General features: G+C 43.9%; 16 protein-coding genes. 10 read left to right on the forward strand and 6 right to left on the reverse strand.

Annotated features, from left to right (window positions below):
- Nucleotides 1-404 precede the first annotated feature (404 nt).
- Together DN068_RS16495 and DN068_RS16500 are read left to right on the forward strand one after the other, a co-directional pair.
- Entirely contained in the window at nt 405-878 is a 474-nt protein-coding gene (locus DN068_RS16495; RefSeq protein ID WP_111000039.1) for a DUF2721 domain-containing protein, read from the forward strand.
- 22 nt (nt 879-900) lie between these two features.
- Entirely contained in the window at nt 901-1,257 is a 357-nt protein-coding gene (locus tag DN068_RS16500; RefSeq protein WP_111000040.1) for a hypothetical protein, read from the forward strand.
- Nucleotides 1,258-2,036: 779 nt separating this feature from the next.
- Here the strand turns inward: DN068_RS16500 and DN068_RS16505 are convergent.
- Entirely contained in the window at nt 2,037-3,539 is a 1,503-nt protein-coding gene (locus DN068_RS16505) for a malate:quinone oxidoreductase (RefSeq protein ID WP_111000041.1), read from the reverse strand.
- Nucleotides 3,540-3,840: 301 nt separating this feature from the next.
- On the opposite strand from DN068_RS16505, the gene DN068_RS16515 reads away from it, so the two are divergent.
- Nucleotides 3,841-4,749, forward strand: coding sequence for a helix-turn-helix domain-containing protein (locus DN068_RS16515; protein ID WP_111000043.1), 909 nt, complete (start codon nt 3,841-3,843; stop codon nt 4,747-4,749).
- 86 nt (nt 4,750-4,835) lie between these two features.
- Nucleotides 4,836-5,840 (forward strand): aldo/keto reductase, encoded by a 1,005-nt coding sequence (locus DN068_RS16520; protein ID WP_111000044.1) that lies wholly within the window; start codon nt 4,836-4,838, stop codon nt 5,838-5,840.
- A 231-nt stretch (nt 5,841-6,071) separates the two neighbouring features.
- Here the strand turns inward: DN068_RS16520 and DN068_RS16525 are convergent, their stop codons facing one another.
- The 3 genes from DN068_RS16525 to purE all read right to left on the reverse strand — a co-directional run bounded on the left by DN068_RS16525 (nt 6,072) and on the right by purE (nt 8,686).
- Nucleotides 6,072-6,722: a C40 family peptidase gene (locus DN068_RS16525; RefSeq protein WP_111000045.1), complete on the reverse strand. Its 651-nt coding sequence runs from the start codon at nt 6,720-6,722 to the stop codon at nt 6,072-6,074.
- A 300-nt stretch (nt 6,723-7,022) separates the two neighbouring features.
- Complete coding sequence (locus DN068_RS16530; RefSeq protein ID WP_111000046.1) at nt 7,023-8,039, reverse strand: PhoH family protein; 1,017 nt, start codon at nt 8,037-8,039, stop codon at nt 7,023-7,025.
- 191 nt (nt 8,040-8,230) lie between these two features.
- Nucleotides 8,231-8,686: a 5-(carboxyamino)imidazole ribonucleotide mutase gene (gene purE / locus DN068_RS16535; RefSeq protein WP_111000047.1), complete on the reverse strand. Its 456-nt coding sequence runs from the start codon at nt 8,684-8,686 to the stop codon at nt 8,231-8,233.
- Nucleotides 8,687-8,758: 72 nt separating this feature from the next.
- On the opposite strand from purE, the gene DN068_RS16540 reads away from it, so the two are divergent.
- Nucleotides 8,759-9,580 carry an SDR family oxidoreductase gene (locus DN068_RS16540; protein ID WP_111000048.1) on the forward strand — a complete coding sequence of 274 codons (822 nt, stop codon included), beginning with the start codon at nt 8,759-8,761 and terminating at the stop codon, nt 9,578-9,580.
- Nucleotides 9,581-10,379: 799 nt separating this feature from the next.
- On the opposite strand, the gene DN068_RS16545 is transcribed toward DN068_RS16540, so the two are convergent.
- Nucleotides 10,380-10,808: an FKBP-type peptidyl-prolyl cis-trans isomerase gene (locus DN068_RS16545; protein WP_111000049.1), complete on the reverse strand. Its 429-nt coding sequence runs from the start codon at nt 10,806-10,808 to the stop codon at nt 10,380-10,382.
- Between the two features lie 124 nt (nt 10,809-10,932).
- Between DN068_RS16545 and DN068_RS16550 the strand changes: the two genes are divergently transcribed.
- From DN068_RS16550 to pncB, 5 genes are all read left to right on the forward strand, one after another.
- Nucleotides 10,933-12,129: an exo-beta-N-acetylmuramidase NamZ family protein gene (locus DN068_RS16550; protein WP_111000050.1), complete on the forward strand. Its 1,197-nt coding sequence runs from the start codon at nt 10,933-10,935 to the stop codon at nt 12,127-12,129.
- Between the two features lie 31 nt (nt 12,130-12,160).
- Entirely contained in the window at nt 12,161-15,991 is a 3,831-nt protein-coding gene (locus DN068_RS16555) for a trifunctional MMPL family transporter/lysophospholipid acyltransferase/class I SAM-dependent methyltransferase (protein ID WP_111000051.1), read from the forward strand.
- Between the two features lie 167 nt (nt 15,992-16,158).
- On the forward strand, nt 16,159-16,557 hold the full coding sequence (locus DN068_RS16560) for a multiple ligand-binding protein 1 (protein WP_123985385.1): 399 nt from the start codon (nt 16,159-16,161) through the stop codon (nt 16,555-16,557).
- A gap of 81 nt (nt 16,558-16,638) precedes the next feature.
- A complete protein-coding gene (locus DN068_RS16565; RefSeq protein WP_111000053.1) occupies nt 16,639-17,319 on the forward strand; it encodes a hypothetical protein in 681 nt (226 codons plus the stop codon).
- A 261-nt stretch (nt 17,320-17,580) separates the two neighbouring features.
- On the forward strand, nt 17,581-18,756 hold the full coding sequence (gene pncB, locus DN068_RS16570) for a nicotinate phosphoribosyltransferase (protein WP_111000054.1): 1,176 nt from the start codon (nt 17,581-17,583) through the stop codon (nt 18,754-18,756).
- A gap of 106 nt (nt 18,757-18,862) precedes the next feature.
- Here the strand turns inward: pncB and DN068_RS16575 are convergent, their stop codons facing one another.
- Nucleotides 18,863-21,094: a PKD domain-containing protein gene (locus DN068_RS16575; RefSeq protein ID WP_165836426.1), complete on the reverse strand. Its 2,232-nt coding sequence runs from the start codon at nt 21,092-21,094 to the stop codon at nt 18,863-18,865.
- Nucleotides 21,095-21,373: the final 279 nt, after the last annotated feature.

Raw genomic sequence — 21,373 nt, forward strand, 5'->3', positions numbered from 1 at the left:
GGCGATAATTAAAAATTATTTGGCGGGCTAAAATAATTATTAGAGTTTTGCTCACATGAAACAATCGAATATTAAGACGAATAACTGCTGGATGTACTTTCATATAGGAAGGGCATAGGTGTTATGTTTTGATATCAAAATCATAAAACTAAAAGCCCTTCGGAAATCCCGAGGGGCTTTTTACTTTACGAAAAACAAAAAAATGCAAAAGACAATACTATCGGTAACCAATAAGATGCATCAATGGACGCGTTGTTATTTTATTAATAGCAAGGGGGCGCGACATTGTATGGTTACGGACAGATAACTGATACATAGTTACCTAAACATTCGCCCCCTTGCTGCTCAGACCGCAAGGGGGCGTTTCTTTTTAAACCATTTTTCACTACCAAAAATTTAAGATCATGAGACTGGAATTTGCTATACCCGCTTTAGAATTATCCACAGCAGCCACTTTTCTGCTGGTGTTCAATAACCGTATGTTGCACGCTTCACAACACATCCGTGAGTTGACAGAGCGTTATAAACAAAGCCGCGATTCAAAAATCGTAGGTCAGGTACGCAAGATGCACCGTCAGGTATTGCTGCTGCGCGATATAAAAATTGTAACCATCATTAGTATCATACTCTGCGTGGTAACGATGTTGCTGATGTTTAATAAACAGATGGCAAACGCAACAATCGCATTTATGATTTCGCTGATTGCGCTGGGCATCGCGTTGGTGTTGACAGTTGTGGAGCTAATCACAGCAACCAACACACTCAATTACGCACTCGATAAAAGAATGAAAAGCAATTATCCGTTTTTAAATCTGCGCAGATTGTTTAAGCGGCCATCGTTCGACGAACAATTGTTTAAAGAAGAAATACTTAATTAATCAACCATAATAAAAACCAAAAATGAAACTGACTTCAGAGAAAGCAAAATTCAACCGGCAGAGCCCCGGCAAAACATTTGTGATACCCGAGCCCAAAGTAGGCAAGGGTCTCAATCAGGGAATTCTGATCGCAGAAATCTTCGATGCTGCAAATGCAGCTATTGATAAAGTAGCGAGAATGTACGATTACAGAAACATCACAGAATCCAGCAAACAAGTATTGTTTTTCGGCAACGTTACAGCCGGTGATACCATTGTGCTTACTACAAATATTGTACGTCGTATAAAAGACATCAAGGTAACCGTTGCGCTGAAGAAAATTAAAATCGGCAATGACGAAGTTGTAGCAACCGGAAAATTCTTGTATGTGGCAGAGTAGTTGTGATGATGACAATAGCGGAAACAATTGACAAGGGACAGTTGATGGCCCTCATGTTGATTCAAATGTTTCCGCTATTTTTTCTATTCAATATCAAAAATACGTGTCGCCCTAAGCACAGTCGAAGTGTGTTCACGCTTAAGTGTCACCCAGAGCGTAGTCGAAGGGCAATCAAGCCTAGGTGTCATCCTGAGCGTAGTCGAAGGGCGTTCAAACCTAAGTGTCACCCTGAGCGTAGTCGAAGGGCGTTCGCAAAAAGTATTTCTTTCTTTTGTTACCAGCTTCTCATGCTCCGGTTAAGCATCCGTTGCGTCGCTCCGTTCATCTTCAGTGCTACTATTGAGCATGCTCATCGGGAGAAGGTGATCATATTCCGCGGGACTTCTCCTTTGTACCAATGACACGTTTAAAATTGAGTTCAATTTCAAGGCCCTTAGTTTGGCAGTACAGTAGCAATGAAGCTCAATCGAGCGACCGTCTAAGCCACGGAGTGATCTGGCTTAGACTGCCCTTTTTTGCCTACTTTTTTACTCGCGTTCATATCATCTCGGGTCGCTCATGAGGGCTTCGCCGTTTGGCATAAAAAAAGTAGGAGCATGATGGTTCGAAGCCAGATTTGAAGGACTATTGCTAAATCAAGGTGTCATTGTCTTTTGATTGTGGGTACCGAATAATTAGTCAAAGTGACAATAGGAGCCTCTCCAGTAGTGAGCATCGCTAGAAAATACCTTAGCGTCTTTGCTTCTTACGCATCTTTTCGGGAAACCCACGTCAAAAAATTAGTGATCAGTAAGTTGGAGCACCTTCGATGTTCTTGCGCGCATTTTCATTGCCAGTTCCTTATTATTTGCCAGCGACTGACCATAAGACGGAATCATCTCTTTCAGTTTCGCCTGCACATTCGGTGCACTCACACGATCTTTAAAACAACGGTTAATCAGATCAAGCATAATAGGAACCGAAGTAGACGCACCTGGCGAAGCACCCAACAGTGCAGCAATAGAACCATCCGCAGACGAAACTATTTCCGTACCGAATTCCAGCACGCCGCCTTCTTCCTTATCTTTTTTTATCACCTGCACACGCTGACCTGCAATAGCCAGTTCCCAGTCTTCCATTTTTGCTTCAGGGAAATATTCCTTCAGCGCTGCCAGACGATCTTCCGGTGATTGACGCACTTGCTCAATCAGATATTTCGTCAGCGGAATATTATGAAGACCCGCGGATAACATCGGACGAATATTCGCGACTTTAATTGACGCAGGTAAATCAAAGAAAGAACCTTCTTTCAGGAATTTCGTAGAGAATCCAGCGTATGGGCCGAAAAGTAATGCATGTTTATCGCCCATCGTACGGGTGTCCAAATGCGGAACAGACATCGGAGGCGCGCCCACACTGGCTTTGCCATATACTTTTGCATGATGGCGTTCAATAACTTCTTCATTGGTACAACGCAACCATTGACCACTTACCGGAAAGCCTCCATAGCCCTTCGCTTCCGGAATGCCCGATTTTTCCAGCAATGGCAACGCTCCGCCACCGGCACCAATAAATACAAATCGTGCAGTCGTTTCTTCGCGTTTTCCGGTTTTTGGATCCTTCGCAATCAGATACCAATGATTATTCTGGTCACGCTGCAACGTACGTATTTCATGACCCAGATGAATTTTTACACCATCCTGTTTTTGCAGAAAATTAAATAAAGCACGCGTCAGTGCGCCGAAGTTTACATCCGTACCCAGATCCATTTTCGTAGCCGCTACTTTCTGGTTCACATCACGTCCTTCCATCACCAGGGGAATCCATTTCTCTAAAGTCGCACGTTCTTCACTATACTGCATCGCTTCAAAAAGATGATTCTTGATAAGCGCGTCGTGTCTCTTGCGGAGATAGTTTACATTGTCGTCGCCCCATACGAAACTCATGTGCGGAATGCTGTTGATAAACGTCCGCGGATCATCAATCATATCTTGCTCCACCATATAAGACCAGAACTGTTTCGATACTTCAAATTGTTCTGCAATCTTCAGCGCCTTGCTGATATCAATTGATCCATCTGCTTTTTCCGGCGTGTAATTGAGTTCACAAAATGCTGAGTGTCCCGTTCCTGCATTGTTCCAGGCGTCAGAACTTTCTCCCGCAATTACATCAAGTCGTTCAAAAATTTCAATTGTAAGATCGGGACGAAGCAATTTTAAAAAAGTCCCCAATGTTGCACTCATAATACCTGCACCTACCAAAACCACATCCACCGCGTGCGAAATCTGTGTATCCTTATTCATAGCCAGTGATTAGTCTTTAAATCGTTCACTAAAATTAGGGCTTTGTGATCAATGGTGAATGGTCAATCGTGAATGACGATATAGCGAAGGCTGATAGGTTGATTCCTGTGAGATGCTTTCTCCGCATTGAGCTTGAAAAGAACCTGCAAGCTCATGTTCCGCGGGACTTCTCCTTCGTCGAAGTGACAAACGCGGTGATCCTTGATAGTTTGATATGTCGCAGCGCCTTTGTGACAGCCGCGAGATTTTTTGACGCTCGACTTTTGATTTTGGCTTTATTTGAATTTCATAACTTCGCTCTATGAAAAAAGTGGAAACGATTGAGGATTTGTACAAACGTAGACCCAATGATAAAATGCCGGATTGGAGTGCAGCGGTGCACAATGGTTACGGGCATTTTAATGTGTTTTTGCGGGCGGATTATGCATGCAGAAGCATTACGCCATACAGTCGTAAAGATTATTATAAGATTACACTTTTGATGGGCAACGGAGTAGTGCACTATGCCGACCGCAGCATCGAAGTATCCAGTCCCGCGCTTTTGTTTTCCAATCCAACCGTTCCATATTCCTGGGAAGCAACCGACGAAGTGCAGGATGGTTATTTCTGTTTATTTACAGAATCCTTTATTCGCTGGGGCAATAAATTTGATCGGGGCGGTGAATTGCCTTTATTCAAAGCGGGTGGCGATCCATTGTTTTTTCTGGGTGAAACACAGGTGCAGCGCATCTCTGGTATTTTTCTGAGAATGTTCGAAGAACGCGACAGCGAATACGTCTATAAGTACGAATTATTGCGTTCTTACGTGGACCTGCTGATTCATGAGGCGTTGAAATTAAAACCTGCGGATACTTATTTCCGGCATGCCAATGCCTCTTCACGCATTTCCAGTCTGTTTCTCGAACTGCTGGAACGCCAGTTTCCAATTGATACACCACAAAATAATTTTGCATTGAAAACCGCAAAAGATTATGCAGGAAAATTATCTGTGCATGTAAACCATTTGAATCGCGCTGTAAAAGAGACAACCGGCAAAACGACGACGGAGCATATTGCGGAGCGCATTACGCAAGAGGCGAAAGCTTTATTAAAACATACCGACTGGAATATCTCCGAAATCGGATATGCACTCGGCTTTGAATATCCTGCTTACTTCAATAACTTTTTTAAAAAGCAGACGAGTACCACGCCAAAATCATTTCGCAATTGATTGTTTGAATTGTTTAAGTTTTGGTTTGAAATGCTTAATTGCTGAATCTCCGACGCTGATACCTTTGTCTTACAAAATCAAAATCTATGAAATACAGGAATCTCGCTAATACAGGCGAAAAATTATCTGCAGTTGGATTGGGTTGTATGGGGATGAGCTTTGCTTACGGTCCTGGTGATGACGAGGAATCAATTGCCACTTTACATAAAGCACTCGACTTAGGCATTAATTTTTGGGACACAGCTGATATGTATGCGCTTGGCAAAAATGAAGAACTGATTTCAAAAGTGCTGGTGCCGAATCGCGATAAAGTTTTCATTGCTACAAAATTTGGCTTTCGTGTGAAAGACGAAGGGGCGGGTTTCAGCGGTACGCCGGGAACTTATATCGATGGGTCTCCAGCTTATCTGAAAACCGCAGTAGAGGCAAGTTTAAAGAGATTGAAGATCGATACGATAGATCTGTATTATGCACACCGTATTGATCCGAATGTGCCGGTAGAAGACATGGTAGGCGCGATGGCTGATCTGGTAAAAGAAGGTAAAATCCGTTATCTGGGTTTGTCCGAAGCATCTGCAGCTTCTTTGCGTAAAGCGCAGGCTGTGCATCCGATTGCGGCCTTACAGAGTGAGTATTCTGTGCTTACCCGCGATCTGGAAGCAGAAATTTTACCAACCTGCCGCGAACTCGGTATTACACTGGTGCCGTACAGTCCATTAGCTCGTGGCATTATCACCGCAACAATCGGTGATGCTTCTTCTTTGGATGCTACAGATTGGCGCCGTACGCTGCCACGTTTTGAAGAAACGCACTGGGAAAATAATCAGAAGCTTGTAAATGAATTTGCGGCATTGGCTAAAGATAAAAATGCAACGCCCGCACAACTGGCATTGGCATGGGTTTTAGCGCAGGGTGAAGATATTATTCCAATTCCTGGTACTAAGAAAAGAAAATATTTAGAAGAAAATGCAGGCGCGGTAAATATCGAACTTTCAAAATCAGACCTGGATGCAATCGAAGCATTGCTGCATAAATATCCTGACGTCGGTCAGCGGTATAGCGATGGTGCGATGAAACTGGTGAATCAATAGATTGGAAAGTCAAAATTCAAAACCTAAATGTTATAACATGGTTCATGTCGACGAAAGGAGACATCCCGTGAGATGTTTTTCTTGTTATAATTAGAGTCCGTAGAGACGTTGCATGCAACGTCTCCAAATAACGGGATACAAAAAAATGCTCACGATTTCGTGAGCATTTTTAATTTCTTATCGATCGCGAAAATCATATTTCGCACATTAAACCACATTCCTCACATTCCACTATCCGCGCGGAATCTGCCCTGCACCTGCATAATATCTTTGCCAGTATTTATCGTTCAGGCTGCTGATCATTACACCCTGACTAACTGATGCGTGAACAAAAAAGTTATTCAGCAGGTAAATGCCCACATGAGAAATACGACGTCCATGAATTTTAAAGAAGACCAGATCTCCTTCTTTCAATTGCCCTGAATCCCAAACCAGACGGCAGTTGTTGAATTGTTCAAAAGCTGTGCGGACGAGGTTCACATTAAAAACCCGTTCGTAAAGCCGCTGCACAAAAGCAGAACAATCGATGCCCGATTTATCAGTGCCGCCGAGATGATAAGGCGTACCATACCATTCGTCGATGAAAGAATACAGAGAGAAATTAGTAATCGCGTTTGGCACTACCTGCATCAGGTCTGCATATTTTACCTGCAGCGTATTGGTGATCGATGGATCATATGCCGCATCTTTCTTGTCGTGAGAACGGAGTGTTACACTATTGGAATTGCCCGATAATGTAATGTCGTCAATAAATTTTGGCGACTTGCTTTTACGCGAAGCGCCATTGTCTGCCATCTTATGGGAAGAGGAACATGCCGTGAAAATAGCAGATGCCGCAATCCCCAGTGCAAGCAGGTGTTTTTTCAGTTTAAAAGTCAGCATAGCAAACAAAGTTGTGAAATCAAATAATGAGTTGGGTCCCACAAAGCTACGACAACAACGCTAAATACAATATGATAGAAGAAAAAAACCATGAGCAAATTTCGTGCCACGTAACAACGTTATAACAAAATCGTCTGTTTAAATTTAAAATTCAAATGTCAAAATTCAAAAACGAAGCGCGTGGCCGTGAAAGTTTGCGTGCCCTCTGCCTACGTCTCTAGAAAATAAGAGAAGAAAATCAGCGATTAAAAAATCAACCATCAGCCATAAAAAAAGGCTGCCGAAGCAGCCTTTCTTGTTTTATACGTTCTCATTTTCTTTTTCCATCCGTTCTCTATTCTTTCGGATTTCCGCAACTTCTTCTTCTCTTTCCTGTTCTTTGTCGTAAGCCCTGATGATCGCTTTTACCAGTCGGTGACGTACTACGTCTGCTTCGTCGAGCTGGATATGCGCAATACCTTCAATGTTTTTCAAGATGCGCGAAGCTCTGATCAGGCCCGATTTCTGATTTTTCGGAAGATCAATCTGCGTAAGATCACCGGTGATGATCGCTTTTGCACTTGGTCCGATACGTGTTAAGAACATTTTCAGCTGAAGTTCGGTGGCATTCTGAGCTTCATCGAGAATGATGAAAGAGTTATCGAGTGTACGGCCACGCATGTACGCCAATGGCGCAATTTCAATGATACGGTTGGCCATATAATAGTTGAGCTTATCGCTCGGAATCATATCGTCTAGTGCATCATATAGTGGTCGCAGATATGGATCGATTTTTTCTTTCAGATCGCCGGGAAGGAAACCTAAGCTTTCGCCGGCTTCTACTGCAGGACGTGTCAGGATAATCTTGCGAACCGCCTTGTTTTTTAACGCACGTACGGCAAGAGCTACCGCAGTATACGTTTTACCGGTACCGGCAGGACCGATGGCAAAAATGATATCATTTTTCTCGGACACAGCAGCCATGAGTTTCTGGTTCTGTGTTTTCGCTTTAATCACTTTACCGTTCGGACCAAAAACAAGTACATCATTACTTAATTCATCAACGGTGCTCGGCTCTCCGCCTTCTTCATCTCCCAAAATTCTTGAAAAATAATTTTCCGACAGATGTCCGTTCCGCTCTAAATATTTAATGACCTGTTCGATTTTCCCCTGTGCTGCTGCTACTTCTTCCGCCTGCCCCGATAGCTTTATCTGCGTACCGCGAGACAAGATCTTCAATAAAGGAAACTTACGTTTCAGAATATCGAATTTGCTATTGTTAATCCCGAAAAACTCAATAGGATTAACTGTTTCCAGGTTTATTATTGCTTCTGTCAAGGTACTATGAGTTTTGGTTCAATTTAAATATACAACATTAGTGCCGCGAAGTCAATATTATCGTTTAGTTAAAGTTGAACCCTGATATTTTGTGCGAAACAAGGCTGATTTTGTGGAAAAATCAAACGCCTTTATTGCGGTCAAATGACCTGCAATAAAGGCGTTGAATATATTTAAAACTGACTCCGTACTTAGATACGGTATTCATTTGCTTTAAACTCAGCAACTTTTGCAGCGATTTTTTCGTCGCTCAGTGCAAAAATGCGAGCACAAAGAACTGCAGCGTTGCGCGCACCTGCTTTACCTACAGCCAATGTACCGACTGGCAGACCTGCTGGCATTTGAACGATGCTGTACAATGCATCAATACCACCTGGCAGACCGCCATCCAATGGAACACCCAATACAGGCAATGAAGTGTAAGCAGAACATACACCCGGTAATGCTGCCGCCATACCAGCTGCTGCTACTACTGCGCCATAACCGTTTGCTTGTGCATTTACCATCAGGTCGCGTACTTTATCAGGATTGCGGTGTGCAGATGCTACAATCATGTCGTTTTCGATACCAAACCAGTTCAGCCAGTTCTGACATTCTTTCATTACTGATTCGTCGCTCTGAGAGCCCATAATGATCATTACTTTCATAAGATGTAATTGTATGTTGTTTGATGTAAAATTTCAATTGTTCAGTATACCTTTAGCCGCGAAATAAAAACTATGTCCTCTTTTACGAATAAAGTTGTTGTTATTACCGGTGCATCTTCAGGAATTGGCATGGCCCTTGCCCTTGATGCATTGCAACGTGGCGCAAAAGTAGCAGTTTGTGCCCGAAATGAAGAAAAATTGAAAGAATCCTATTCTAAATTTTCTACGGAACAGGTTTTCTGCATGGGTGCAGACGTGAGTAAAGAGGCCGATTGTAAGGCATTTATTGAAGCTGTGATCGCTAAATGGAGCAGGGTGGATATGCTCGTTAATAACGCCGGAATCAGCATGCGTGCGTTGTTTGAAGATGCGGACGTAAGTGTGATTAAAGAATTGATGGATATAAATTTCTGGGGAACGGTTTACTGTACGAAATATGCCGTGACTTCTATCCGAGAAAATAAAGGCGTAATTGTAGGGGTATCTTCCATAGCGGGTTATAGAGGTTTGCCCGGCCGTACAGGCTATTCTGCGTCCAAATTTGCGATGCAGGGCTTTCTGGAGGCGCTCCGTACAGAGTTACTGCACACGGGTGCGCATGTGATGTGGGTTTCACCAGGGTTCACGGCGTCCAATATCCGCAACGTAGCCCGTAGCGCGGACGGTTCTTCGCAGGGCGAAACACCACTTGATGAAGGCAAACTGATGAGTGCGGAAGAATGCGCCCGCATTATTCTTGACGGTATGGAATCGCGTAAGCGCTCTATCATTATGACTGGTCAGGGTAAATTAACGGTATTGATCAATAAACTTTTCGGTGGACTGGCAGATAAACTGGTCTACAAACATTTTCTGAAAGAGCCAGGTTCGCCGCTAGCTAAGTATGAAGGTTAGTTGGTTGAAAAATTAACTGGTTAATTAATCGATTTTATAAAAGGAAATCCGGTGCCGTTAGTGCCGGATTTTTTTGTGTACTCGTATTGCCACTTATTCCGGCGGTTCCACAATATGGGGTGTGGCGCCGTTGAGAATCTCAATACCGGCTGGATATTACCGGCTTATTCCTTTCGCCTTTTAATCAATTGATTTTATGTTTAATTAGTATTTTTAGTTATATTTATATGTGGAATGTTCAAGAATAGCATTTGAACATTTTCTAATAACACGTGTAAAATACCCCCCTCCGTTTGTATAAAATGCCCCCGGTTGGTTTTTGGTCAGGAAAGAAGTGAATCGTTACTTCGCATTAACGACGAATTGAGCCCCGATAGACTCTTTTTCAACCCTGTTGACCCGATGACCAAACCAATCACCAATATAACTGTTCCTGTCACCTCTTTTTACGAAAATGGCCTGGCCCCTTGATGACCCAAGGCAAGTGCCTGTTTTACCATGAAACATCCCAAACCTACACCGCTTTGCCCCTAGATAGTGATACCGTGCATTGCACGAGGACCACAACGCACATCTACCGTATTGGCCCAGTGAAGGCCGTGCAACACGCAAGTTTCACAGAAGAGACCTCCTCGCGTTTCCGCAAGGAGGTTTTTTTATGCCGATTGTTTTTACCAATTAACTACACTATTTGGTTATGGATTCGCCAGGATGAAATAAAGTCTATAACGCAAAACCGACGCATAAAAAAGCCTCCGCAATTGCAGAGGCTTTTATTCGGATGAGATCTTAAACTTTATTAAGCGATTTCTACCAGTTCGATTTCGAAAGTCAATGGTTCACCTGCCAGTGGATGGTTCGCATCCAGCAGAACTGAATCATCAGTTACTTCAGCAACGATAACCGGGAAAACATGACCCTGATCATCGCTCATATGCAGTTCCATACCAACTTCTGGTTTGATATCAGCTGGAAACTCAGTGATTGGGTAGCGCACCATATTTTCATCGCTGCGTTCGCCATAAGCCTCATGCACAGGAATAGTCACCGTTTTCTTTTCGCCGACTGCCATGCTCATTACCGCGTCGTCGAAACCTTTAATTACCTGACCGTTACCCACTACAAATTCCAGCGGCGCACGACCGTCAGATGAATCGAAAGTAGAACCGTCATTCAGTTTTCCATGATAGTGTACGCGAACGGTGTCACCTTTTTTAACTTGTTGCATGATAATTTCTTTTAATAAAACTTATAATGACGCAAGATACAGGATATAATGAGAAACCTGCGATTATCTTGGAGAAAAAAATAATTGGCCGCAACTTTGCATCTTCTTTGAAGAGAGATCACTTATGAAGTTTCAGCTTAAGTTTTATAGCATATTAATTTTTTCATTCCTGTTTATCGCAGGTGGTTTTTCGGCGAAGGGTAAAGTAATTACCGGGGCGGAAGACATGGGCGCGTATATTCCGGATCTGCAAGGCAAAAGGGTTGGGCTCATCATCAATCAGACTTCTGTTGTCGGTACTGCAAGAACATTGCTGGTGGATACGTTGCTGCGTCGTCACATAAATGTGGTGAAAATTTTTGCGCCTGAACACGGTTTTCGTGGCAAAGCAGATGCCGGAGCACATGTAAACAATGATCGTGATAGCGCAACAGGGTTGCCGATTATTTCTCTTTATGGAGATAATAAAAAGCCAAAACAAAATCAGCTTGAAGATATCGATGTACTTGTGTACGACCTCCAGGATGTGGGCGTGCGTTTCTATACCTATATCTCCACGCTGCAGTACGCTATGGAAGCTTGTGCTGAGGCTGGCAAAACTTTGATGGTGCTTGATCGTCCGAATCCTAATGGACATTATGTAGATGGGCCTGTACTTGATACCGCTTTTCGTTCGTTTGTAGGTATGCAGCCAATACCCGTTATATATGGTATGACGCCGGGTGAATATGCACAGCTGTTATGTGGTGAACATTGGTTTAAAGATGCCGCGAAGCTAAAACTGCTGGTGGTTCCCTGCAGAAACTACGATCACAAAACGAAGTACGAATTGCCAGTAGCGCCTTCCCCGAATTTAAAAAGCATGACCGCTATTTATCTGTATCCATCTTTATGTCTTTTCGAAGGAACCGTGGTAAGCGTAGGCAGAGGTACGGACAAGCCATTTCAACAATTTGGTCATCCTGATTTTAAAGGTAAATCAGAATACAGTTTTACGCCTACAGGTCAAACAGGTGCCAGCAAGCCATTGTACGAAAACAAAGCCTGCTATGGTCTACTCATTGCCGATAGCGAGGCCGCAGCTTTAAAATTGGTGAATAATCAGTTTTCGCTGCAATGGCTGGTTCAGGCTTATCAATGGTGTCCTGACAAAACGAAATTCTTCAATAGTTTCTTTGAAAAACTGGCCGGAACAAATGTATTGCGTCAGCAAATAGAAGCTGGAAAAACAGACGCGGAAATTCGCAAAAGCTGGCAGCCAAAACTGAAAGCGTTTAATGCCATCCGCAAAAAATATTTGCTCTATCCCGACTTTCAATAATCCCCAAGACAATCCGAGGTATACTTAATACATGCAAGCCTTTTTCGTATCCGTATATGATTTTTTCCGCCGCTACAAAGCGTTGTGCTGGATTTTATTTTTCAGCAGTCTGGCTTTGTGGGGCTTTCTGACATCGCGTATCAAATTTCAGGAAGACATTACCAGCATGCTTCCCGACAGCAAAGCCATCAAGGCCATGAATGATGTGATCAGTCATACGCAGGCTGGTGAGCAGGTGATCTTTATGATGTCGTTTAAAGATAGTTCGGTTATCAATCCGGATAGTCTGATCAGTGCTGCAAATGTTTTTCAGGACCAAATGCTGCAAACCTGCAAACCTTGGATCGATACGATTTCCCTGCAAATGGGCAGTGGTTACGAAGAGGCGATGGTGGATATTTTCCAGAACAACACGCCGCTTTTCCTTACGGAAAATGATTACCGCCAGTTAGATACTTTATTGCAACCGGAGCATATTCGTGCTACGCTAGAGATGAACCGGAAGATATTATTGTCGCCGGCGAGTGTGGTGTATAAGCAAATGGTAGCGCAGGATCCTGTTGGCGTTTCACGATTGGTTTGGGCAAAACTGGCTACGCTGAAATTTGATCCGGGTTATGAAACCTACGACGGATACCTCTTTTCAGGCAATCAACGCAATCTTACTTTCTTCCTGAAGCCAAAATATAAAGCGGCTGAAACAGGTAAAAACAGCAAGTTCTTTACTGAATTAAATACACTGATTGACAGCTGGCAGGCAAAACACGAAGGTATTTCGCTCACCTATTTCGGTGGACCAGCGGTGGCGGCAGGGAATGCGATGCAGATGCGCACGGACACCATTGTAACACTTTCTGTAACGATTATTTTACTGCTGGCGCTGACGTATTATTTCTTCCGGAGAAAACGCACGCCGCTTTTACTTTTGGTGCCCGTAGTGTATGGCGCCGCCATGGGATTAGGCGTGGTGTATCTGGTACAAGGTTCTATTTCGGTAATAGCATTGGGTGCGGGTGCGATCATTCTTGGCATCGCCATCGATTATTCAATTCATTTTTTATCGCACGCAAGACATGCGGATGATTTACGCAGCACGATTCACGAGCTGGCATTTCCACTTACGATCGGAAGCTTTACTACAATTGCGGCGTTCCTTTCTTTACGTTTTGTAGCTACACCAATCTTAAAGGATTTGGGTCTATTTGCGGCTGCAAGTCTTACGGGCGCTGCGTTGTGTACATTGGTTTTTCTGCCGCATTTTCCTTTGGGTATCAAACATAACGATGATCGTCCCACGATTTTCGATAAAATGGGTCGCTGGCATCCGGAGAAAAATAAATGGCTGGTGCTGCTTATCGTTTTACTGACGCCAGTGATGTTGTATTTCAGCTTTGGGGTGCAGTTTGATAGTGATTTAATGCACTTAAATTATCTGTCGCCACGTATGGAAAAGGCGCAGGACGAGGTGAGCAAGGCGAATGCTTATGCTTTGAGTTCGGTCTTTCTTGTAGCGAATGAAAATAATGAAGAAAAAGCGTTGCAACAATTGGAAACATTGACGCCAACACTCGATAGTCTGAAAGCAAAGGGCTGGGTGAGAAGTGCGAATAATCCAACTGCGTTGATTCCTTCATTACAGGAGCAAGAACGGAGAATAGCACGCTGGCAGAATTTCTGGACTGATGCGCGTATTCAAAGTGTGATGCAGTCGGTAAACAGTGCTGCGAAAGAATTTGGCTATACGGCCGGAGCTTTTGATCATTACAGCGAAACCCTAAAACAAAGCTTCCATCCGCTAGATTCATCTTCGGTAACATTGCTGAAAAGCTTTTATCCTGGCGGATTTTCAGCTGGTAAAAACAGTCATTACGCTATTGCTGCTATCAAAGTGCCTGCAGAACATCGTAAAGAAGTGTTCAATGCGTTATCGCATCAGCATGCAGTGAAGGTAACAGACAAGCAGGAAGGCGCTGTGCAGTTGGTGAAAGTGTTGAATAACGACTTCAACAACATCGCTATTTATTCTACGTTTATTGTATTCTTCGCGTTGTTGATTGGTTACGGGCGTATTGAGCTTGCCTTGATTTCCTTCTTGCCAATGGCAATTTCCTGGATCTGGATTTTGGGATTAATGTCTTTGCTCGGTTTGAAATTCAATATCGTCAACATCATTATCTCCACACTTATATTCGGTCTGGGCGATGATTATTCCATTTTTACGATGGATGGCCTGATTGAGAAATACAAACACGGAACGCATAAACTGGAATCCGTGCGTGCGGCTGTTTATTTGTCTGTGCTTACGGTGTTGATCGGCTTAGGCGTGTTGTTGTTGGCGAAACATCCGGCGCTGCGTTCTATTGCGGTGATATCCGTTACCGGAATGATTTGTGTGTTGTTTATTTCACAGACGCTGCAACCTTTCCTATTTAACTGGTTTATTCAAAATCGTGCAGATAAAGGTTTTCAGCCGTTCACGCTACGCAGTTTCTTTATTTCTGTATTTGCATTCGCCTATTTCTTTACGGGCTCATTAGTACTTACGATACTAGGTTTCATCTTTACGAAGATGTGGCCGTTCGGTAAGGAGCGCGGCCGGTATTATTTTCATGTGTGGCTGAGCCGTTATACCTGGAGTATGATGTACATCATGGGGAATGTGCGGAAGCGTGTAATTAACCGTCAGCTGGGTGATTTCTCAAAGCCTGCTGTGTACATTGCCAATCATGCTTCTTTCCTGGATATTCTTTGCACGACGATGTTGCATCCGCGATTAGTTTTGCTGACGAATAAATGGGTTTGGCGTTCGCCTGTATTTGGCGCTGTCGTGCGAATGGCAGAATACTATCCGGTGGCGGAAGGTGTAGATGATAGTTTAGACCAACTGCAAAGTCTGGTGGATCGTGGTTATTCAGTGCTTGTGTTTCCGGAAGGAACGCGTTCGTATGATGATAAGATCAAGCGTTTCCATAAAGGGGCGTTCTACATTGCTGAAAAACTGAAACTGGACATTGTACCGCTGGTATTGCATGGCATACATTATACGATGCAAAAGGGAGACTGGTTATTGAAAGACGGTACGGGTTCTATTTATTTCAATGAAAGAATAACGCCGGACGACGCCCGTTTTGGAACGACTTACAGCGAACGTGCCAAACAGTTTGGTAAATGGATGCGTGCACAATTGACGGATATTAAAACCGAACGCGAAACGCCGCGTTATTTCCGGGAGCAATTGATTCGCAGTTATACTTATAAAGGTCCCGTGCTGGAATGGTATTGCCGGGTGAAAACGAAACTGGAAGGTTATTACGAACAGTTTCATACTTTGATCCCGCGCGAAGGAAAGTTTTACGATCTCGGCTGCGGTTACGGATTCATGACTTATATGCTGCATTGGGCGGCACCAAAACGGGAATTTATTGGTGTTGATTATGATGATGAAAAGATTGAGACCGCACAACATAATTTCCTCCGCGATGAAAATATCAGCTTTCAGCAGGGCGATTTGACGCAGTTTACACCTGAAGCTTGCGACGGTATCATTATCAGCGATGTACTGCATTATTTAGTGCCCGAGCAACAGGAATCTTTGCTGGAACGATGCCTGGCTGCGCTCAACAACGGAGGTACGCTTATCATTCGAGATGGGGTGGCCGAACTGCAGGATCGTCATAAGCGGACGAAGCTCACGGAGGTTTTTTCAACAAGAATTTTCAAGTTTAATAAAACACAGAACGATTTGCATTTCATCAGTCGCGCCTTTTTGGAAGGCTTTGCAAAAAAACATGGACTTGAAATTCAGACACTTGATTTTGCGAAGTATACTTCGAATCTGATTTTTGTTTTACGGAAAAAGTAAATTTTCCGAAGGACGCGCGGATTTAGAAATGGTCCGACGGCTTTAAGTCGTCCGACCATTTTTGCAAAACGCTAAAAAGATTCAACTTACAACCTTCAACTCCATTTTAACATTTACCCGTTTTAAACCGAATCATTTTTCCCGCGTCTTAATAGCAAATCATTTTTATGAAAAAGCTATGGACTATGGCGCTCGTTTTCTGTGCGCTAATGATATCACAAATGACCTTTGCGCAAGGCGGCGGCATGCATAATAACCAAACGCCGGAACAACGCGCACAACAGCAAACAAACAAACTGACTCAGGAATTGAGTTTGAATGCGGATCAACAAAAATCGATCTACAGTGCTAACCTGAAAGCAGCTCAGGATATGCAGGCTGCCATGCAGTCGGGCGACCGCTCTCAGATGAAAACCATTCAGCAGACCAGGGATGCTTCTTTCAAACAGACGCTCACTGCTGATCAGTACAAGAAATACGAACAACTGAAAGAACAAATGAAGGAAAAAATGAAAGAACACCGTCAGATGCAACAACCATCCGGCGATGGCACTCCAGCGAATTAGGTTTGATATATAAAATAGGAATGATTCATGTGCTCCCGATTTCTCGGGAGCTTTTTTTATTTTTACTGGAACATTTTACCTATGATCTTACGTCGCTTTGTGATCGTTTTATTTACTGCTGTATTGTTTATTAGTTGCTCGACCGGTTCATCTCAGGCGGACTATTCCAAGGATCGGCTTATTGAATTCTTTCGGACAGATGATGTTAGCATCATCCAGAAAGGAGAGCGTCTGGAGATCCGCGTTTTGGATTCCAAGAAGATTGAAAAGACAAAAGAGACTCTTGGGAATAAGTGGATAAACGCGGAAGCGATAACGTCTGTAGGAGTAGTTGATTTCGTAAAACAGGTGGGTCAATTTAAGGGTATTGAATCTCTGGTTGTGGATGTACTATATGAAGGGAAAGGCGAACGATATGTGTATGCTGTAAATGACATCAGCCATATTATAGAATTTGAGTCGACGGGCAAGGATTTTTTGCGTGCTGGTAATGACATAGGTGCATCAGAAGCAAAACAATATTTGGGGACTAGTGTTCTGGATAAGGTTCCCGGCAATAAACTCGATACACTTTGTTCCAGTATTTTTTTAAAACAAAAAATTACCAAAATAGAAACGGTGGGAGTTGCGCTTAAGAATGGAAAGGCGAGCATTTACTTTAACGTCTACTATATAAATGGAGAAGGGCAGACCTATGCTTTGACCTATTACATGAATGGTGATGGAAAAATTGGAGGGATTAAGGTTCCGCAAGCATCCTAGAAGGGCGTGCCTATCACTTACTGGCGCGAGAGTTAGCGCAGCGCTCTCGTGTCGGACAAAACGCCAGTCTCCCGACTGGCACCGTGTATAAGGCTTCCAATGGGTAGCAATGTCCAATACCTGCACCGTCGATGAAATGTGCGACGCAACCTGGTTTAACCGGAGTAGTAGAGTTGGTTGCAAAAAAATAAAATAACAAATCAGGCATCCGATATCAGCGATCGGCGATTTTCACTAGCTTAGAACTAAAACCGACCAACAATGGTGACGCTGCCTTCATTTCTGGATAACGACTTTTATAAGTTTACCATGCAGCAGGCTGTGGTAAAATTGTTTCCCAATGCCAAAGTCAGTTATGAATTTATCAATCGCGGCAAACATGAATTTCCCGAAGGTTTTGCTGCGACACTGAAGGCTTCGGTGGATGCCATGGCCGATCTGAGACTTACCCGCGATGAAAAACAATTTCTTACAGTTACCTGCCCGTATTTAGATCCCACTTATCTCGACTTTCTGCAAGGCTATCGTTATGATCCGTCGGAGGTTTCCATTCATCAGGATGGAGCGTCGCTAAGTATCACTATCACTGGATACTGGTATCGTACTATTTTATGGGAGGTGCCGCTGCTTTCATTGGTGAGTGAATTGTTTTACGAAGCACATCATATGCAGCGGGTGAGCGACGATGCGGTCATTGCCATTACCAAAGCGAAGGCGGATAATTATAACGATATTGGTGTAACAGTTGCAGAGTTCGGTACGCGCCGCCGGCATTCTTATAAAGTGCATCGTTTGGTGCTGGATGCGCTGAAACAATATGGCAGTCCCAGTTTCATCGGCACCAGCAATATGCATATGGCGATGCTGTATCAAACCAAGCCGATTGGTACGCACGCGCATGAATGGTTTATGTATCATGCGGCGCATTACGGCTTTAAAATGGCGAATGCAATGGCGCTGGAACACTGGGTGGACGTGTATCGCGGAGATCTGGGCATTGCACTTTCGGACACGTACACTTCCGATATTTTCTTCGAACAGTTTGATCGCAAGTTTGCAAAGCTGTTTGATGGCGTGCGGCATGATAGTGGTGATCCTTTGGTGTTTGCCGATAAAACGGTACAGCATTATAAAAAGTTAGGGATCGAACCGCTGTACAAAAACATTATTTTCTCAGACTCGCTCAATTTTGACAAGGTCGCGCAAATCGCGCAATACTGCAAGGGTAAGATCAATTGCTCTTTTGGTATTGGTACGAATCTGACTAACGACGTAGGTCTGCCGCCGATGAATATTGTGATTAAACTCAGCGCCGCGCAACCAGGTAACAAATGGCTGCCAACTATAAAGCTTTCGGACGAACCTGGCAAACATACCGGCGATCCGAAGATTATAGGGCTCGCGGAAATTTTACTGGGCCTTCAACCGCTGTGTTAAAATCGATTCTTTCTCGCGGCACAACAACGACACAACGTGCAACATAATCCGAATAGTGCTGCGCCGTAGTGCCGTCGTGAGAGGATTTCTATGCCTTTGCGGAAAATTAGCGCAGCAGCGTAACGTTCCCTTGATAATGCTCTGGGGCTGTGCCAGCGATCACCACATCAATCATGTAAATGTATACACCTGTCGGTTGATCGACATTGTTGAATTTCCCATCCCATCCGCGACCATTCACGCTCGTTGTTTCAAAAATGCTTTGTCCCCAGCGATTAAAAATCTGCATGCGGAAAGCTTCAACTGATTTAGAAAGGAATTGACGGGGGAAGAAATAATCGTTTGTGCCGTCACCATTTGGTGTAAAGGAATTCGGAATATTGATATAACAATCGCGACGCACATCTACGCTGTCGCTTACAGAGCAACCATCTAGAGTTGCAGTTGCATAATACAGCCCTGGCTGTGCAACCAATATTTTATAAGTTGAATCGCCCGTATTCCAAATCCATTTTACATCCGGGTTGCTGGCGTTGCGGAAATCAGCAAGTACAATCGGTCCTGCGTTTGGACACATTGCTGTATCGCGGCCCAGATCCATTCTTGGATACGGTTTTACTTTTACCTGCGTGCTGGCTGTTGTATCCGGACAAATGCGATAAGTCGCGGTTACTTTTACGGTGTAAATACCTGCGCTGTCGTAAGCGTGCTGCACTGCAGTACGGCCTGTAATGATGGTGCCGTCGCCAAAATCCCAACGCACGCCGGTATTGCCGATACTTTCATAACCCACATTCATCTGAATCGCTTTGCCCTGGCAAATGAGGCTGTCGCCATAATCCATATTAATGCTCGGAATCGTGTCTACATATACGATATGCATGGCGGTATCGCTGCAAGGAACAAAATTCTCTACGGCAAATTTTACCGTAAAGATGCCCGCTTTCACGAATGTGTGTGATGGGTTTTGTGTGGTGTCCGTATTGCCATCGCCGAAATCCCAGAAGTATTTTGGAGCGATATTGTTTTGTGTTGTTGCAGTAGATGTGTTGGTGAAATTGATCGTCTGGTTTTGGCAGATCGTGTCTTTGCTATAGTTAAATGCGGCATGCAGCGGGTGCTGTAAGTCTAAGCTTTGGCTGACGGAATCGCGGCAATAATCACCTTTGTTTTTCAGCATTACGTTGAAAATGCTTTTGGCTGTATAAATATGCGATACCGTTTGTAGTGTGGAGCCGGTATTATCGCCAAAACTCCATTCGTAATTGCCGCCGCCCACAGAGAGGTTGTTGAACACTACAGAATCTACATCACAGCCATAGTGAATATCGTAAGTAAACGCTGCCGATGCATTATCATGCACCTCAACGGTAATAGCAGCCAGCGGACTTTCGCAGTTGCCGGATTTTTGGCTTACGTAATAAGTGGTATTGCCCGACGTCGCCGTGCTGGGTGTTGGAGGCGTTGAAGAAGCAGTACCTCCGGAAGAACTTGTGTACCATTGCAGACCGGTGCCAGTTGCGGTGAGCGGGCTAGCCACATCACCGACGCAATATTTTATGGGAGACGTCACTGTTGGTGTTACCGGATTATTGCCGATGTACACGTTCTTCAATACCGTATCTACGTCACAGCTACCATTGCTCAGAATGCAGCGCACCTGCTGCAGCCCAATCGTGCTCCAGGATACCGATGGATTGGATGCGGTTGAAGTAGCTGGTGTAGCATTGGTGCCAAAGCTCCAGTTATAAGTGATGCCGGATGCTGGCAGATTGCTCACGGTAAAAGTTTGATTTACGTTTTGACAAATAGTGTCAGCACTTACCATTTTAGGTGGTGTGGTAAATGTGAGACTGATGTCATCTACAATCATGCCGAGTGTGGCATAGCCAGTAGTATTATCTGTCAGTGATATTTTAAGTTTTACGATGGTGCCCAGCGGAACGTTGAAAGTTGGAATGCCCGTTACCGGGGTCAGCGAAAAACTAGTATTTGTGCGGCTAAAATCCATGTCGACCAATGCTGCGCCTACTACTGTGTTAGCAGTATTGAGTCCTTCTATTTTTATATGCGTCGTTACGGGGTTGGGGGCGGTGCCGTTACCAGTTCTCCGCGAGGCATTCATGTTGAATGTATAATTCATGCCCGGCAGCACACAAACAGTCTGGTAAAAACAGGATTCATCATCTACTTCTGCAACGTGATTGGTGCTGGATGTACCACCGTAGGTTGTTTCGTAATATTGTGCTTCAACAGATGTGCATGCTGTGGTCCAGTTGGCGGTAGTGCTGTTGAATGATCCGTTCTTAATAAGTTCCTGAGCGGAGGCTTGATTCAATATAAAACAGAGGGGGAGGGCATATAGGCATTTTAGTAGATTATAACGCTGCATAAAACTATTGGTGGCTTTTATGGTAAAACCATTAAAATAAGCCAGCTTCAAATGTTATAAAATAATTAAAAATGGGGATATTGGGAAGGGAAGTACCCTGCATAGTGAGGGCCTCCACGGCCATGCCGCGCATTCCAGGAAGATATGACGTCGGAATCTGATTTCGCGGTTAAGTTATAACGTAGAAAACAGTTTACGGGAAAAGCCTGATAGTAGCATTGTTGA

This window comes from Taibaiella soli (assembly GCF_003236175.1).
In the GTDB taxonomy this organism is placed as follows: domain Bacteria; phylum Bacteroidota; class Bacteroidia; order Chitinophagales; family Chitinophagaceae; genus QKTW01.